This window comes from Pseudomonas sp. TH49, from assembly GCF_016650625.1.
GTDB classification, from domain to species: domain Bacteria; phylum Pseudomonadota; class Gammaproteobacteria; order Pseudomonadales; family Pseudomonadaceae; genus Aquipseudomonas; species Aquipseudomonas fluorescens_H.
Genome location: NZ_JAEKFL010000002.1, coordinates 2,482,798 through 2,496,519 on the forward strand (window position 1 = coordinate 2,482,798; position 13,722 = coordinate 2,496,519).

Consider the following 13,722-nt stretch of genomic DNA (forward strand, 5'->3'; position numbering starts at 1 on the left):
GGACAACAACACTTAGCGAGTCGGCACTTTTCCCTAGAAGTGTAATCCTAACAGCGGCCAAGGTCGCGGGGGGTATCTATCTGTATCCAGGCGAAGTGAATCAGGGCTTTTTCGGACCCTGCAGCTGAAGTTGTTCGGGGGTATCAGGCAGGCGCTCGACCACCGCGAGCTTTTCCGGCTGCTGCCGGCTGCGCCAGAGCCGGAAAGCATTGAGCTCATCGTCGAGGGTTTTCATCACCCAAGCCAGAACCGCGATGTCATCGAGCATGCCGAACACCGGGATGAAATCCGGGATCGCATCCACCGGACTGAGGAAGTACATCAGCCCCGCTACCACCGAAACCATGGCTTTCGGGCTGATGGCCCGATACTCGCCACGCCAGTAAGCCAGGCACAGTGCCTGGAGCAGACGCAGATCATCCTTGAGTTTGCCAAGGCGATTGCCTTGCGCGGCACCTTTGCTCGCCACCGCGAACAACAGAGTCGGCAGACGCCCACGCGCCAGCAATCGACCGGCCAGGGGCAGAAATCGGGCGAAATTCCACGGCGCTTTCATCTATTTCTCCCGTTGAAATGTTATCCACACAAATTGTGGATAACCTTGTGAACAGAGCTGCATTTCAGCGCTGAAAGCCCCGTTTTATAAGGGCCGCGCTCAGATCGGGCGTTTTTTACTCACATAAAAAACCCCAATATTTCATTGACTTGGCAGCTCAGGGCGTCTAGCGCTGGCGGCCTCAATCTCTAGGACTGCTGCGAGCCGCATCCGTTCGCTCTGTTTACCGCCAGCTTCGTCCAGATGCAACAACGCCCCGCATAAGCGAGGCGTTGTTGGCGAAGCCGTTAATGATGCCTGTTACTTGGCAGCGGCGGCGTCTTCTTTGGCTGGATCCTTGATGGCCAGCAGTTCCAGGTCAAAGACCAGGACCGAGTTGGCCGGGATCGCCGGGCTTGGCGATTGCGCGCCGTAAGCCAGATCGCTAGGGATGTACAGCTTGTACTTCTCACCAACGTGCATCAGTTGCAGACCTTCAACCCAACCCGGGATCACGCCGCTGACCGGCAGATCGATCGGGCTGCCACGTTCAACGGAGCTGTCGAACACGGTGCCGTTGGTCAGCTTGCCGGTATAGTGAACGGTCACTACGTCGGTAGGCTTAGGCTGTGGGCCGTCGGCTTTCTTGATCACTTCGTACTGCAGACCGGATGCAGTAGTGGTCACGCCGGCCTTCTTGCCGTTTTCTTCGAGGAATTTCTTGCCGGCAGCTGCCGACTCTTCGCTCATCTTGGCCATGCGCTCTTCAGCACGCTTCTGCAGCGCGGCAAAGGCTTCGACCAGTTCTTCGTCTTTCAGCTTCTGTTCTTTCTTGCCGACGGCATCTTCGATGCCCTGGGCTACCGCTTTGGAGTCCAGATCATCCATGCCTTCCTGAGCAAGGCTCTTGCCCATGTTCAGGCCGATACCGTAGGAAGCTTTTTGCGCCGGGGTTTTCAGCTCTACGCTGGTCTGCGAATCACAACCCGCGAGGACCAGGCTAACCAGGGCTACCGCCGCCGCCAACCGATGCTGTTTCATGCTATTTCCTTGTTCATGCGCCGAAAGGGCAATCGAGTAAAGCCGCGAGCTTATCAGGCCGCCACGACCAATGGCTACCGGCATGAGAGCAGGAAACGTCCGATAAGTTCAGGGATTAAAACGCATTCGGGAAAAGGGACGATGAAGCTTCTGTCATCTTGGTCCGATGGAGACTGAAGAGACTTCCTACGACAGTTGGCGTAATGGCCACTTGCCGCACCCGCAACAGGTGAGGCATAACAGCGCAACAACTCGACAAGGATGTTTATCTTGCGCCTCTTCTACCGTGTGCTGACCCTGATCATCGTGCTGCTGGGCCTGGGCCTGGCCGTGGTTTTGTACTACGTCGCCAACCCGAAATTACCGTTCTACTCCCCCGCCCAAAAGGTGCATTACCTGAACCAGTGGAGTGAAGAACAACGCCAGACCTACTACTTCACCCCGCAGGGCACACAGGTCAAAGGCCTGCGTTATGAATGGTTCGAGGCGCTGGAATTACCCTTCTCGCAGCAGCGTTTCGCGTCCCCGGAATACCTCGCACGCTTCGGCTTTCTGGTTGATCCGCAACAGAAAGCCACACCGAACAACCCTGGCAATCTGCCGGTCGGTTTCGCCCGCCATCGAAATCCCGGCGGTAACGAGCAATATCTCGATATCACCTGCGCCGCTTGCCACACCGGCGAATTACGCTTCAAGGACCAGGCCGTGCGAATTGACGGCGGTTCGGCGCAGCATGTCTTGCCTTCCAGCGTTCCGACATTGCGCGGCGGCAGTTTCGGACAGGCATTGGTCGCCAGTCTGGCCTCGACTTACTACAACCCATGGAAATTCGAGCGTTTCGCCCGCAATGTGCTGGGCAATGACTATGAGGCGCGCCACGAGCAACTGCGCAAAGACTTCAAGGCGTCTCTGAACACGTTCCTGAAAGTCGCCTGGAACGACACTCACCGCGGTCTCTACCCCACCGAAGAAGGCCCGGGACGCACCGATGCGTTCGGCCGCATCGCCAACGCCACCTTCGGCGACGCGATCTCCCCCACCAACTACCGGGTGGCCAACGCCCCGGTGGACTACCCGCAACTGTGGGACATGTGGACGTTCGACTGGGTGCAATGGAACGGCTCGGCACAGCAACCGATGGCGCGCAATATCGGGGAGGCACTGGGTGTCGGCGCCACGTTGAATTTCTTCGACAGCAATGGCCAGCCGCTGCAGGGCGATGCCCGTTACGCCTCCAGTGTCCGCGTGCGTGACCTGCACAAAATCGAAGAAACCCTGCAACACCTGCAACCACCCGCCTGGCCGGAAGATGTCTTGGGTGCGGTGGACAAACCACTGGCCGCCAGGGGCCGCGCGCTGTTTGCCGAGAACTGCGCCGGTTGCCATGTGCCACGCAAGACTCAGGAGGGCGAACGCTGGGTGCAGCATTTGCACATGCTGCCGGTGGCGGTGATCGGCACCGATCCGAATGCAGCGACCAACATTGCCAACCACCGTTTCGACCTGACGCCGCTGCAATGGGATCTGAAGGAGCTTGAGCAGATGGATGTGAAGCTGCATCCAACGCCCAAAGAGCCATTGGATCTGAGCCAGCTATCGGTGGCCAAGGGCCTGGCTTACGTCACCGCATTCGTCGAAAACCGCGCTTATCGCGAGGCCGGTGTCACCCCTCAGGAAAAGCCACAACTTGATGGCTTCGGTCTGCCGATCGGCGTGCGCGAAAAAGTCGCTTACAAGGCCAGACCACTGGCCGGGGTTTGGGCCACCGCGCCATTTCTGCACAACGGTTCGGTACCGAGTCTTTATCAACTGCTGTCGCCCCAGGATGAACGCGCCACCACCTTCTATAAAGGCACTCTCGAGTACGACCCGCGCCACTTGGGGTATCGCACCGAGGCCTTTACCAACGGCTTTCTGTTCGACACCCGGATTAGCGGCAACCACAACAGCGGTCATGAATTCCGCGCCGGCGAGCGTGGCAATGGCGTCATCGGCAGACTGCTGCAACCGCAGGAACGCTGGGCATTGCTGGAGTACCTGAAAGTCCTGGGCGGACCGTTGGAGGCTCAATTGCCATGATGATCAATTCGTACAAAAGACCGTCCATGCTCGCCCGCCTCTGGTTGTGGCTGGGACGCCTGCTCGGCAAAACCCTGCTGGCATTGCTGATTATCGGCCTGCTGGGCTGGGCCATCGCGAGCGCATGGTTCGCCTGGCAACACCGCGGCCCGGTGTCGGCGCAGGAACAGATTCCCGCCGGTGAAGCGGCGATGACCCAGGACGTGATCCAGACGGCGGTGCGCATCGTCGATCAACACCGCGAAGGCACTCGCTACCTGCGCGACGCGCATGCCAAGGCCCACGGTTGCGTGAAGGCCGAAGTGACGGTGCTGCAGGAACTGGCGCCAGCGTTGCGCCAAGGCGTATTCAGCGAGCCGGGTAAAACCTGGCAGGCGATGATTCGCCTGTCCAATGGCAACGCCTATCCACAGTTCGACAGCATCCGCGACGCCCGGGGCATGGCGATCAAACTGCTCGATGTTCCCGGGAAACAGCTGCTAGGCGACCGTCAGGAGCGCCACGAACAAGACTTTGTGATGTTCAGCCATGCGAATTTCTTTGTCAGCGATGTCGCCGAGTATCGTCAGAATGTAGCGGCTCAGGCTGATGGCAAAAAGATCATGGCATTTTTCCCCGGCTGGGATCCGCGCACCTGGCAGATCCGCCACTTGTTCATCGCCCTGGCGACACTGTCGCCGCCACCGGACAGCCCGACAGGGACGACTTACTTTTCGGTATCCCCCTACAAACTCGGTGAGGCCAATGCGAAGTTTCGGGTAGCACCGGATCCTGATAATTGCCCGGCGTATGCCCTGCCCCCGCAGAACCATGACTTGCCGAACTTCCTGCGCAGTGCCCTGAATCAGCAATTGTCGACGGATCGGGTGCCGGCGTGTTTCGTGCTGCAGATTCAGCGCCAGGATGCGAACAGGTACATGCCGATCGAGGACACCAGCATCGAATGGCGCGAGCAGGATTCACCGTTTGAAAGCGTGGCGCGGATTACCCTGCCTGCACAGGACTTCGACACGCCGGCCTTGAATCTAGAATGCGACAACCTGTCGTTCAACCCATGGTTTGGTATTGAGGCGCATCGGCCGATTGGCGGGATCAACCGCTTGCGCAAAGCGGTGTATGAGGCGGTGAGTGACTATCGGCATAGCCGCAATGCCGAACAGTAAAAAGTACCTGTGGTGAGGGGATTTATCCCCTCACCACAGCGGCAATGCAGAAATTATCAAATCGCAGACAGCAAAAAGCCCGCACTAGGCGGGCTTTCTGTGGTGACCTGGCGTTCAGTGGGTCCAGGTGACCGAATATGGCGCAGCGGACGGGACTCGAACCCGCGACCCCCGGCGTGACAGGCCGGTATTCTAACCGACTGAACTACCGCTGCGCGAAACGCTTGAAACGAATGGTGGGTGATGACGGGATCGAACCGCCGACATTCTGCTTGTAAGGCAGACGCTCTCCCAGCTGAGCTAATCACCCTTCGCTTCGTTACGGGGCGCATTATGCCACAAGTTTTCGTAAAGTGTTGATTTAATTGAAGTTTTTTTCAAAAAAATCCGAAAACCGGTGAAACGACACAACCCGATGGAACAAGGTACAAACGTGAGACAGAAAAAAACCCGCTTCAGCGGGTTTTTCCGTGGTGACCTGGCGTTCAGTGGTCCAGGTTACCGAATATGGCGCAGCGGACGGGACTCGAACCCGCGACCCCCGGCGTGACAGGCCGGTATTCTAACCGACTGAACTACCGCTGCGCTAAACACTTGAAACGAATGGTGGGTGATGACGGGATCGAACCGCCGACATTCTGCTTGTAAGGCAGACGCTCTCCCAGCTGAGCTAATCACCCTTCGCTTCGGTGTGGCGCGCATTCTACGGAGCGACCCAACCTCTGGCAAGCACTTTTTTAATTAATTTTCTCAGGCCTTCCAAAGGCTTAGAGAAGGGTTGGCCTATGACCCGGCGAAGACAATAATGCCCCCCTTTGTATAAAGGAGAGACTCACCCCATGTGGTTCAAAAACCTGCTTATCTATCGCCTGACCCAAGACCTGCCTGTCGATGCCGAGGCGCTGGAAACTGCACTGGCCACCAAACTGGCGCGTCCATGTGCAAGCCAGGAGTTGACCACCTACGGTTTCGTCGCGCCATTCGGCAAAGGCGAAGATGCTCCACTGGTACACGTCAGCGGTGACTTCCTGCTGATCGCTGCGCGTAAAGAAGAACGCATTCTGCCGGGCAGCGTCGTGCGCGATGCGGTCAAGGAAAAAGTCGAAGAGATCGAAGCCGAGCAGATGCGCAAGGTCTATAAGAAGGAACGCGATCAGATCAAGGATGAAATCATCCAGGCGTTCCTGCCGCGCGCCTTTATCCGTCGCTCGTCGACCTTCGCCGCCATCGCGCCGAAACAGGGCCTGATCCTGGTCAACTCGGCCAGCCCGAAACGCGCCGAAGACCTGCTCTCCACCATGCGTGAAGTGCTCGGCACCCTGCCCGTCCGTCCGCTGACCGTGAAAACCGCGCCGACCGCCGTGATGACCGAGTGGGTCACCACCCAGCAAGCGGCCCCGGACTTCTTCGTTCTGGACGAGTGCGAGCTGCGCGACACCCACGAAGACGGCGGCATCGTGCGTTGCAAGCGTCAGGACCTGACCAGCGAAGAAATCCAGTTGCACCTGAGCACCGGCAAAGTCGTGACTCAGTTGTCGCTGGCCTGGCAGGACAAGTTGTCGTTCATGCTCGATGACAAGATGACCGTCAAACGCCTGAAGTTCGAAGACCTGCTGCAAGATCAGGCGGAACAGGACGGTGGCGACGAGGCCCTGGGCCAACTGGACGCCAGCTTCACCCTGATGATGCTGACCTTCGGCGACTTCCTGCCGGCGCTGGTGGAAGCGTTGGGCGGTGAAGAGACGCCGCAGGGGATCTAAAACCCTCGTGAAACCCCAATGTGGGAGCGGGCTTGCTCGCGAAAGCGGTGTGTCATTCAACATTAACTTGGCTGACCCGCCGCTTTCGCGAGCAAGCCCGCTCCCACAATTGGTTTTGTGGCGTAACTAATAACAAGGAACAGGCCATGCGCGCACTGGCTGCACTGAGTCGCTTTGTCGGCAATACCTTCGCTTACTGGGTTCTGATTTTCGCGGTGATCGCGTTCCTGCAACCGGCGTGGTTCCTCGGCCTCAAAGGCGCAATCGTGCCGCTGCTGGGGCTGGTGATGTTCGGCATGGGCCTGACCCTCAAACTCGATGACTTCGCCGCCGTCGCCCGCCATCCGTGGCGCGTGGCTTTGGGCGTGGTCGCACATTTCGTGATCATGCCCGGTGTGGCGTGGTTGCTCTGCCAGATCTTCCATCTGCCACCGGAAATCGCCGTCGGGGTGATTCTGGTCGGCTGCTGCCCAAGTGGCACGTCTTCGAACGTCATGACCTGGCTGGCCCGGGGCGACCTGGCGCTGTCGGTGGCGATTGCCGCTGTTACCACCCTCCTCGCGCCGCTGTTGACCCCGGCGCTGATCTGGCTGCTGGCTTCGGCATGGTTGCCGGTGTCGTTCATGGAATTGTTCTGGTCGATCCTGCAAGTGGTGCTGCTGCCGATCGTGCTCGGCGTGGTAGCGCAACGTTTGCTCGGCGATAGAGTGCGGCACGCGGTGGAGGTGTTGCCACTGATGTCGGTGGTCAGCATCGTCATCATCGTCACCGCCGTGGTGGCCGCCAGTCAGGCGAAGATTGCCGAATCCGGGCTGCTGATCATGGCGGTGGTGATGCTGCATAACAGCTTCGGCTACTTGCTGGGCTACTTCACCGGGCGCCTGTTCAAGTTGCCACTGGCGCAGCGCAAGTCGCTGGCGCTGGAAGTCGGCATGCAGAATTCGGGGTTGGGCGCGGCATTGGCCAGTGCGCACTTCTCGCCGCTGGCGGCGGTGCCGAGCGCGTTGTTCAGCGTCTGGCACAACATTTCCGGGGCGTTGCTCTCGACGTACTTCCGGCGCATGAGCGAGAAAGAAGACCGTGAGGCGCTGGCGCAGCAGCCGGCCGACTGAGCGGGAAGCTTGATCCCCGGATTAATGCTCGGCAGACTATTGCGCTACGCGGGGACGACCCTGCGGCTCGATCGAGTTATCAATCTGGGGACGGCCCCGTCAATCGATGGAGGTTTTTCATGTCCTGGATCATTCTGTTTTTCGCCGGCCTGTTCGAAGTCGGCTGGGCCGTCGGCCTGAAATACACCGACGGTTTCACCCGCCCGCTCCCCACCGTACTGACCGTCGCAGCGATGGCAATCAGCCTCGGCCTGTTGGGTCTTGCAATGAAGGAATTGCCGTTGGGTACGGCTTATGCGATCTGGACCGGGGTCGGTGCCGTAGGCACGGTGATTGCCGGGATCATTCTGTTTGGCGAGTCGATGGCGTTGATTCGCCTGGCCAGCGTGGCGTTGATCATCACCGGTTTGATCGGCCTCAAGGTCAGCGCTTAGGCCACTGCCGCTTTCGCGAGCAAGCCCGCTCCCACACTGGAATGCACTTCAAATGTGGGAGCGGGCTTGCTCGCGAAGGAGCCATTGAAGTCTGCGACTATCTGACTGCCCCGCGCAACGCCCCCACCAACCCCTGCAATTTCGCCGGCTGCGCCGCCTCCACCGCCACCGCCGAACCCGCCACCAAAGTCACCCGCGACCACAACCGCTTGAACAAGCCCTTGTTCGGATCGCGACTGAAGAAACTCCCCCACAATCCCTGCAGTGCCAGCGGAATTACCGGCACCGGGGTTTCTTCGAGAATCCGCGTCAGCCCGCCCTTGAACTCGTTGATCTCGCCATCGGTGGTCAACTTGCCTTCCGGGAAGATGCACACCAGCTCACCGTCCTTCAGGTACTGGGCAATCCGGGTGAAGGCTTTTTCGTAGATCTGGATGTCTTCGTTGCGTCCGGCAATCGGAATCGTCCCCGCCGTGCGGAAGATAAAGTTCAGCACCGGCAGGTTGTAGATTTTGTAGTACATGACAAAGCGAATCGGCCGACGCACCGCGCCGCCAATCAGCAAGGCATCGACGAACGACACGTGGTTGCACACCAGCAATGCCGCGCCCTCGTCCGGAATCGCTTCGAGATTACGGTGTTCGACGCGGTACATGGAATGGCTGAGCAGCCAGATCATGAAACGCATGCTGAACTCGGGGACGATCTTGAAGATGTAGGCGTTGACGCCGATGTTCAGCAGCGATACCACCAAAAACAGCTGTGGAATCGACAGTTTGACCACGCTCAGCAACACGATCGAAACGATCGCCGACACCACCATAAACAGCGCGTTGAGAATGTTGTTGGCCGCGATCACCCGCGCCCGTTCGTTCTCGGCAGTGCGCGACTGGATCAGCGCGTACAGCGGCACGATATAGAAGCCGCCAAAAATACCGAGGCCGAGAATATCGACCAGCACCGCCCAGGTATGGGCAAAGCCCAGCACTTGGGTCCAACTATGGCCGGTGACGCTCTCCGGGATTCCACCGGAATGCCACCACAGCAGCAGGCCAAACACGGTCAGACCGAACGAACCGAACGGCACCAGACCGATCTCGACCTTGCGCCCGGAAAGCTTCTCGCAGAGCATCGAACCCAGCGCAATCCCCACCGAGAACACCGTGAGAATCAGCGTTACCACGGTTTCGTCGCCGTGCATCCACTCCTTGGCGTAGGCCGGGATCTGCGTCAGGTAAATCGCCCCGACAAACCAGAACCACGAGTTGCCGACAATCGAGCGCGACACCGCGGGCGTCTGGCCCAGACCGAGTTTCAGCGTGGCCCAGGACTGGCTGAAAATGTTCCAGTTCAGGCGCATTTCCGGCGAAGCCGCCGCAGCGCGCGGAATGCTGCGACTGGCGAGATACCCGAGCACCGCAATGCCGACAATCGCGGTCGACACCAGTGGCGCGTAATGCGTCGAAGACATGATGACGCCAGCGCCGATGGTCCCGGCAAGGATCGCCAGGAACGTACCCATCTCCACCAGTCCGTTGCCGCCGACCAGTTCATCCTCGCGCAACGCCTGCGGCAAAATCGAATACTTCACCGGCCCGAACAGCGCCGAATGCGTGCCCATGGCAAACAGCGCCACCAGCATCAGCGACAGGTGATCGAAGAGAAAACCGATCGATCCTACGGCCATGATCGCGATTTCCGCGAGTTTGATCAGACGGATCAGCGCGTCCTTGGCGAATTTTTCCCCGAACTGCCCGGCCAGCGCCGAGAACAGGAAGAACGGCAGGATAAACAGCAGCGCACACAGGTTGACCCAGATCGAACGATCACCTTCGATGGTCAGCCGATACAGAATGGCGAGGATCAGCGACTGCTTGAACACGTTGTCGTTGAACGCGCCCAGCGACTGCGTAATGAAAAACGGCAGAAAGCGCCGAGTGCGAAGCAGGTTGAACTGTGAGGGGTGACTCATCTTCCGTGTTTCCCTGAGGTCGGTAGAGAATGGCCTGGATCTGCTTATTGGAATCTCGATCGGCGATCCAGGCCACACATTACCTAAACTTTTCAGGTTATTTCTTCAACCCTGCAATACAAGGTGAGACAAACAGCTCACCGCGCCACGCGCCCTGCACGGTGCGTTTACCGACGATCAGCCACATCACTGCCAGCAGGCTCACCAGCACACAGCCCACCACGCTGAAAAAACCGAGGTTCAGCGTGCTGGCGAGCTTGAGGGTCGCCAGCGAATACACGCCCAGCGGGAAGGTGAAACCCCACCAGCCGAGGTTGAACGGGATACCGTCGCGCAGGTAACGCGCGGTGATCAGCAGCGCCATCAACATCCACCACAAACCGAACCCCCACAGGGTGATCCCGGCGACCAGCCCCAGGCCCGCAGCGATTTCACCGATGCCCGGCAGGCCATTGGCGGCGAAGATCACCGGTGCATCAGCGCCCAGCAGCAACATGCCCAACGCGCCGGTGCCGATCGGACCGAGGGCCAGCCAGCTTGAGGCGGCCATGTTTTCGTGGGGCAGTTTATGCAGCGCCATGCGCAGCAACAGGATGGTCAGAATGCTGAACGCCACGGGCAGGGAAAATGCCCAGAGCACGTAGCTTGTCGTCAGCACCACCAGTTGCGCGTGGGCATCGGCCAGGTGCGGCGCGAGCAAGCCGCCGCTGGCCGCCGCCACTTCCGCCGCCACTACCGGCAACAGCCAGACGGCGGTCATCTGATCGATGCTGTGTTCCTGGCGGGTAAACATCATGTAGGGGATCAACACACCGCAGGCCAGCGACATCGCCACGTCGAGCCACCACAGCACTTCGGCCAAATGAATCACGCCTTCGCCCCAGCGTGGCAGGCCGAACAGCAGAAAGCCGTTGATAATCGTCGCCAGGCCCATGGGGATGGTGCCGAAGAACATCGAAACGGTGGAATGGCCGAAGATCCGCCGCGCTTCATCGAAGAAGAGTACCCAGCGCGCGGCATAGGCGAAGGTAAACAGGGTGAACAACAGAATGTTGAACAGCCACAAACCTTCGGCCACCGCGTGCAACCCGGGGATCGCCACCGGCAGTTGCGCCAGGGCCAGGGCCAGCACACCGGTGCCCATGGTCGCGGCGAACCAGTTCGGGGTGAATTGACGGATCACTTCACGCGGATGCTGAAGCTGGCTGAACGGCTTGATGCCGGGTTTGGCTATGTTGGGGCAAGTCATCATGAACTCCTGTCCTCAGGTGAGGTTGAGTCCATGGTAGAACCGAATCGAATATCTATATAACGGGTAATTTCTCTATCTCTTATCTACTTTACAGATAAGCGTCTAGACACTGCCTTCGCTTTCAATCACCAGAATCCGCGCCGCTCCCTGTGGATGCGCCACGTGCTCGGTGCCGACCGAGGCGTAGAAGATATCCCCGACCTCAAGCAGCACCTGCTTTTCTTCGCCCAGTTCGCGATAGCGCATCTGCACCTGACCATCGAGCACCACGAACACTTCTTCACCATCGTTGACGTGCCATTTGTAGGGCTGATCGGTCCAGTGCAGACGCGTGGTGATGCCGTTCATATTGGCGATGTCCAGCGCACCCCAGGCACGCTCGGCGGTGAACGACTTGCTGCGGATAATCTTCATGAAGGTGCCTTACTCCTTGCGGCGCGCCAAACCGGAAACCACCGCGACAAATAATAGGCTGAAGCCCCAGCCAGCCAGAATTTCGCACCACATCACAAATCTGACAAAGCGCTTGCCACTGATAAAGAAGCTGAAAAATTCATGAGCCGGATTAGCTTTTGGGGTTTCGATGAGGGGGGCCCAGTCATTCTCCTGATGTAAATCGACCAAAGGCAGCAGTAAATCGAGTGAAAAAGCGATCGGGCTGAAGCCAGTGTATTCCTCACGCAAGTCGTTACACAGGTACCAGTTGCCCTCGCCCCTGTAGTCTTTTGGAAGTTCTGTCGACAAACGATCATGACGTTTGCTCAACCAGACCTGCTCTCGATCGGGTCGACAGGTTTCATAGGCCTCGTTCTGAAAGATGAGCGGATTGCTGGGGGCAAAAATCCCGGCACTGGCCGCCCACCAATAAATGACTGTACAAAACACCCAAACCAAGGCAAACCAAGGGAGCAAAACCATCGGACGGTAGCCGAAACCGGTGAGATGGCCGTAACAAATATGCAAGCACTTGGCCCACCAGGCATATAACCGTCGATACCAGCCGTACCAGTTTTCCGGTGTTTGACCAATCAATCCGAACCGGCGCAGGCAGTGTTCATATTCAATCGCGATTTCTTTGGCTTCCTCAGTGCGCCCCATCGACTCCAGGACTTGTTGCAACTGACGCCAGGGTTGAGGACGGAAGTTTTCCGCTTCTGATGAAACAATCTTTTTTTGCGGCGTGTAGCCGGTTTTCTGACTTTTCAGCCAGACAATCCGTTCGCTGACAGGCATCGGGTTATTGACGTCAATGGCTTCATAGACGAAGCCGTTCAGGATTGGGTGCCCTCCCCAAGACTTCAAATCATCATGAAGAGAGGAGATTTTCGCCCCCCAAAGTGAAACCAGCTTCGGAACGGATCTGACATTACTCAGACTTAAACGTCCTTTCACATTGATCTCGTGCGCCTTTATCTCGTCTATCGAGGAATCATCAAACCCGAGATTCCCGTCGATAGAGCAGCTTGCCAGATACAACCCACCAATGACCTCACAACCACGACTGAAGAGAACATTGTTTCTGACATATCCACGCTCCATGTTCAGCGCGCGGCCTTTGCGGTTTCCATCGAATCGCCCATTTATGCAACTGAGTTGGCCAAAAATCCTGACGCCCGACATCCGGATCGTTCCGATAGATGAAAAGCCTTCGTGCAAAAATACCGAGCCACCTATTACAGCTTTATCGAAATCCAGCGATTCGCCTTCGTCCACTGCAAAGGTACCCGTGTCACAGCTAAACGAACCGCCTATTTTTGCCGATCGAAAAAATCACTCCACCCTTGGCGGAAAACTCCTTGGTCAATTGAACGACGGAATTGATTTCAGTACCGGAAGCAATCAGTGCTTTTTTGCCCTGGCCGTCAAACTGACTGCCAGCACATTTCAGACTGGCGGAAATACGGGCATTGAGTAAATTCACGGTTCCGCAAGTTTGCACCTTGATAAAAGCCAGATCGCCATCGACGGATAGTCCCTGGCCAAACAGTGACGTCATCGCGCACTCGCTAAATCCGACAGAATGCTTGAACTCAGTGCCCCGGACAGAAACCGGTTGAGTAAATCTGCATTTAACAAAAGCAACCGGAATCGTGACACAAAGCCCGTCAAGATCGAGTTTCCCTTCAATGAAAGCGCCCCTTAAACGCAGCACTTCACCAAAACTCGCTGTTGCAGAGTAATTGAGCAACAACCACCGGATCAGGGAGGCACGGACAACGGTTCTGGTCGTCTCTTCGTCGGGAAGATCTTCACCCAGGTTTGCGTAAAGGCCTTTCTGGGAACGCTGAACAAGACGTCGCTCTCCGGGCTTCAACGCTCCATGCAAGTTTTCGAAGCGCTTCAGCATTTCCGTACTCATCTCTTTTACAGTCCT

12 protein-coding genes and 4 tRNA genes are annotated in these 13,722 nt (G+C 57.9%); 5 read left to right on the forward strand and 11 right to left on the reverse strand.

What is annotated here, in order from left to right; genetic code table 11:
* Positions 1-100 precede the first annotated feature (100 nt).
* Together JFU48_RS28210 and JFU48_RS28215 are read right to left on the reverse strand one after the other, a co-directional pair.
* Positions 101-556, reverse strand: a complete 456-nt coding sequence (locus JFU48_RS28210) for a YkvA family protein (RefSeq protein ID WP_003223105.1) — start codon at positions 554-556, stop codon at positions 101-103.
* Between the two features lie 300 nt (positions 557-856).
* The gene (locus tag JFU48_RS28215) at positions 857-1,576 is read right to left on the reverse strand and encodes an FKBP-type peptidyl-prolyl cis-trans isomerase (protein ID WP_003223103.1); all 720 of its coding nucleotides are present in this window, start codon (positions 1,574-1,576) and stop codon (positions 857-859) included.
* 270 nt (positions 1,577-1,846) lie between these two features.
* Here JFU48_RS28215 and JFU48_RS28220 point away from each other — a divergent pair, with 270 nt between their 5' ends.
* Together JFU48_RS28220 and JFU48_RS28225 are read left to right on the forward strand one after the other, a co-directional pair.
* Positions 1,847-3,655, forward strand: coding sequence for a di-heme-cytochrome C peroxidase (locus JFU48_RS28220; protein ID WP_201138343.1), 1,809 nt, complete (start codon positions 1,847-1,849; stop codon positions 3,653-3,655).
* Between the two features lie 26 nt (positions 3,656-3,681).
* On the forward strand, positions 3,682-4,818 hold the full coding sequence (locus tag JFU48_RS28225) for a catalase family protein (RefSeq protein WP_201138344.1): 1,137 nt from the start codon (positions 3,682-3,684) through the stop codon (positions 4,816-4,818).
* Positions 4,819-4,956: 138 nt separating this feature from the next.
* Here the strand turns inward: JFU48_RS28225 and JFU48_RS28230 are convergent.
* The 4 genes from JFU48_RS28230 to JFU48_RS28245 all read right to left on the reverse strand — a co-directional run bounded on the left by JFU48_RS28230 (position 4,957) and on the right by JFU48_RS28245 (position 5,498).
* A tRNA-Asp gene (locus JFU48_RS28230) sits at positions 4,957-5,033 on the reverse strand.
* Between the two features lie 19 nt (positions 5,034-5,052).
* A tRNA-Val gene (locus tag JFU48_RS28235) sits at positions 5,053-5,128 on the reverse strand.
* Positions 5,129-5,326: 198 nt separating this feature from the next.
* Positions 5,327-5,403 (reverse strand) — tRNA-Asp (locus tag JFU48_RS28240).
* A 19-nt stretch (positions 5,404-5,422) separates the two neighbouring features.
* Positions 5,423-5,498, reverse strand: a tRNA-Val gene (locus JFU48_RS28245).
* 159 nt (positions 5,499-5,657) lie between these two features.
* On the opposite strand from JFU48_RS28245, the gene rdgC reads away from it, so the two are divergent.
* The 3 genes from rdgC (at position 5,658) to sugE (ending at position 8,124) form a co-directional block, all read left to right on the forward strand.
* On the forward strand, positions 5,658-6,578 hold the full coding sequence (rdgC, locus tag JFU48_RS28250; protein ID WP_003223096.1) for a recombination-associated protein RdgC: 921 nt from the start codon (positions 5,658-5,660) through the stop codon (positions 6,576-6,578).
* A gap of 146 nt (positions 6,579-6,724) precedes the next feature.
* The gene (locus JFU48_RS28255) at positions 6,725-7,690 is read left to right on the forward strand and encodes a bile acid:sodium symporter family protein (RefSeq protein WP_201138345.1); all 966 of its coding nucleotides are present in this window, start codon (positions 6,725-6,727) and stop codon (positions 7,688-7,690) included.
* A gap of 119 nt (positions 7,691-7,809) precedes the next feature.
* Positions 7,810-8,124, forward strand: a complete 315-nt coding sequence (gene sugE / locus JFU48_RS28260) for a quaternary ammonium compound efflux SMR transporter SugE (RefSeq protein ID WP_003223093.1) — start codon at positions 7,810-7,812, stop codon at positions 8,122-8,124.
* Positions 8,125-8,221: 97 nt separating this feature from the next.
* Here sugE and JFU48_RS28265 read toward each other — a convergent pair whose 3' ends face one another.
* From JFU48_RS28265 to JFU48_RS28285, 5 genes are all read right to left on the reverse strand, one after another.
* Positions 8,222-10,096: an MFS transporter gene (locus tag JFU48_RS28265; protein WP_003223092.1), complete on the reverse strand. Its 1,875-nt coding sequence runs from the start codon at positions 10,094-10,096 to the stop codon at positions 8,222-8,224.
* 97 nt (positions 10,097-10,193) lie between these two features.
* Positions 10,194-11,345, reverse strand: a complete 1,152-nt coding sequence (locus tag JFU48_RS28270) for a TDT family transporter (protein WP_201138346.1) — start codon at positions 11,343-11,345, stop codon at positions 10,194-10,196.
* Between the two features lie 105 nt (positions 11,346-11,450).
* Entirely contained in the window at positions 11,451-11,762 is a 312-nt protein-coding gene (locus JFU48_RS28275) for a cupin domain-containing protein (protein ID WP_201138347.1), read from the reverse strand.
* Between the two features lie 9 nt (positions 11,763-11,771).
* Positions 11,772-13,061, reverse strand: a complete 1,290-nt coding sequence (locus JFU48_RS28280; RefSeq protein WP_242486726.1) for a membrane-associated oxidoreductase — start codon at positions 13,059-13,061, stop codon at positions 11,772-11,774.
* Between the two features lie 22 nt (positions 13,062-13,083).
* Positions 13,084-13,695, reverse strand: a complete 612-nt coding sequence (locus JFU48_RS28285; RefSeq protein ID WP_201138348.1) for a hypothetical protein — start codon at positions 13,693-13,695, stop codon at positions 13,084-13,086.
* Positions 13,696-13,722: the final 27 nt, after the last annotated feature.

What these genes read in the sequence shown, in the direction of transcription:
- JFU48_RS28210 (WP_003223105.1), bottom strand. Translation starts at nt 556, where the DNA reads ATGAAAGCGCCGTGGAATTTCGCCCGATTTCTGCCCCTGGCCGGTCGA.
- JFU48_RS28215 (WP_003223103.1), bottom strand. Translation starts at nt 1,576, where the DNA reads ATGAAACAGCATCGGTTGGCGGCGGCGGTAGCCCTGGTTAGCCTGGTC.
- JFU48_RS28225 (WP_201138344.1), top strand. Translation starts at nt 3,682, where the DNA reads ATGCTCGCCCGCCTCTGGTTGTGGCTGGGACGCCTGCTCGGCAAAACC.
- rdgC (WP_003223096.1), top strand. Translation starts at nt 5,658, where the DNA reads ATGTGGTTCAAAAACCTGCTTATCTATCGCCTGACCCAAGACCTGCCT.
- JFU48_RS28255 (WP_201138345.1), top strand. Translation starts at nt 6,725, where the DNA reads ATGCGCGCACTGGCTGCACTGAGTCGCTTTGTCGGCAATACCTTCGCT.
- sugE (WP_003223093.1), top strand. Translation starts at nt 7,810, where the DNA reads ATGTCCTGGATCATTCTGTTTTTCGCCGGCCTGTTCGAAGTCGGCTGG.
- JFU48_RS28265 (WP_003223092.1), bottom strand. Translation starts at nt 10,096, where the DNA reads ATGAGTCACCCCTCACAGTTCAACCTGCTTCGCACTCGGCGCTTTCTG.
- JFU48_RS28270 (WP_201138346.1), bottom strand. Translation starts at nt 11,345, where the DNA reads ATGACTTGCCCCAACATAGCCAAACCCGGCATCAAGCCGTTCAGCCAG.
- JFU48_RS28275 (WP_201138347.1), bottom strand. Translation starts at nt 11,762, where the DNA reads ATGAAGATTATCCGCAGCAAGTCGTTCACCGCCGAGCGTGCCTGGGGT.
- JFU48_RS28285 (WP_201138348.1), bottom strand. Translation starts at nt 13,695, where the DNA reads ATGCTGAAGCGCTTCGAAAACTTGCATGGAGCGTTGAAGCCCGGAGAG.